Source organism: Streptosporangium sp. NPDC051023 (genome assembly GCF_040689595.1).
GTDB lineage: Bacteria > Actinomycetota > Actinomycetes > Streptosporangiales > Streptosporangiaceae > Streptosporangium.
On sequence record NZ_JBFBCE010000205.1, the window covers coordinates 1 to 1,455 of the forward strand.

2 protein-coding genes are annotated in these 1,455 nt (G+C 67.9%); both read right to left on the minus strand.

The genetic code is table 11. The annotated features are described in order from the left end of the window. Positions 1 to 135: 135 nt before the first annotated feature. Positions 136 to 375, minus strand: a complete 240-nt coding sequence (locus AB0395_RS48025; RefSeq protein WP_366295032.1) for a hypothetical protein — start codon at positions 373 to 375, stop codon at positions 136 to 138. A 141-nt stretch (positions 376 to 516) separates the two neighbouring features. Then, on the minus strand, positions 517 to 1,455 hold a 939-nt coding region (locus AB0395_RS48030; RefSeq protein ID WP_366295034.1), incomplete at its 5' end, for a TROVE domain-containing protein.

A 1,455-nucleotide genomic window follows, 5' to 3' on the forward strand; every position in this document is an offset into this window, starting at 1 on the left:
GGGCGGCTGGTCCTGGCCTCGCCAGAAACAGGACCAGCCGCCGAGGTGCTCAACACGGCGGGTGCACGGGGAAGGCGCCGGCCGCGGAGCACACGCGCCCCGCACAGGCGCGCGTCTAAGAATCTCTAAAGGTGTCTAGGCGACGTCGACCTCGTCGGCCTCGTTGGGCAGGTAGTTCATCTCGTACTCGATCCGGGCGAGGACCCGGTAGTCGTAGACGTTGTACCGGCCGATCGTCCCGAGAGGCTCGATCTTCCGGCGGGAGATCCACGACCGGACCGTGCCTGCGGGGATGCCGAAGCGCGCGGCGGCTTGCGAGGGAGTGACGACTTCAGACGGGTCGATGTCTGGATCGATCTCGGGGGGCATGGTCACCCCCGAACATGAAAAAAGCCCCTCGGAGAAAACTCTCCAAAGGGCACACCTGCGGTTGAGGGTCATCGTTGCATATGCGGACCGATCTTGTCTAATGGGGCGCACGAGGGGATGTTTTACGGCCCCTCGTGCGCCTAATGATCAGCTTCGAACGAACCCGTTGACGACCATCGGCAGTGAGGCGTCCAGGCCTGCGATGTTCAGCACGCCGGGATCCGCCGGGTCGCCGATGGTGTAGCCGCCCGGCGTCATGGCGGCGACCACGACTCGGGTGGCCGAGTTAATGAAAGATCGGTAGCTGGCCAGCGCCTGGGAGGCGTGGGAGCGTCCTGCCCAGGTCTCGTTGTCGGTGAACACCACGATGCCGTCCACGGCGAGGCGCTCCTGAGCCGCCCACTGGAACGGCAGGGACAGGTCGGTGCCACCGCCGGAGGGGCGCCAAGAGGCGATCTCGCGGAGGTTGGTGCGGGGCGTGACCTTCGAGGCGTGAACGCGCGTGTCGACATCGATGACGTGGACGTTGCCGCGCTCGATCCGCGCGAGCATGACCGCCATGGCGCAGCCCACCTCATATGCCGTGCCGATGGGCGAGCCGTTCGCGGTGACCCCATAGGTCATCGACCCCGAGGAGTCGACCGCGACGAGGAGCCGCTTGCCGGACGGCTCGACTGTGCCGAAGGACAGCTCGTAAGTCTCCTCCAGCGCGTCGGAGATGGCCGGTACGGGCGTCCAGGTCTGGCGGTCAGCCCGCGGGTTGGGCTGGCTGCTGCCGGAGTTGTAGACGCGCAGGGCGAGCCAGGCGTCCATGGGGTGGATACGAGCCCGCAGAAGCGCCTCCCGGTCGGTGAGGCGAGCCACAGCGCGGCGGGTGGCGTCTCCCATGGGCTTGAGGGCGCCGAGGCGGGTCATCCGCGCGAGGTTGCGGATGAGCGCGGTCATGCCGACCGTGTCGACGAGTGCCTCCCACACCGCGGGCTCGCGCAGCATCGCGTCCGGCAGGAACTCCCACGGCACCCGCGCCTCAGTCACGACACGGACCGCCTCGGCCGGCGTGGTGACGGCCTTGGCAGTGAGGAACCG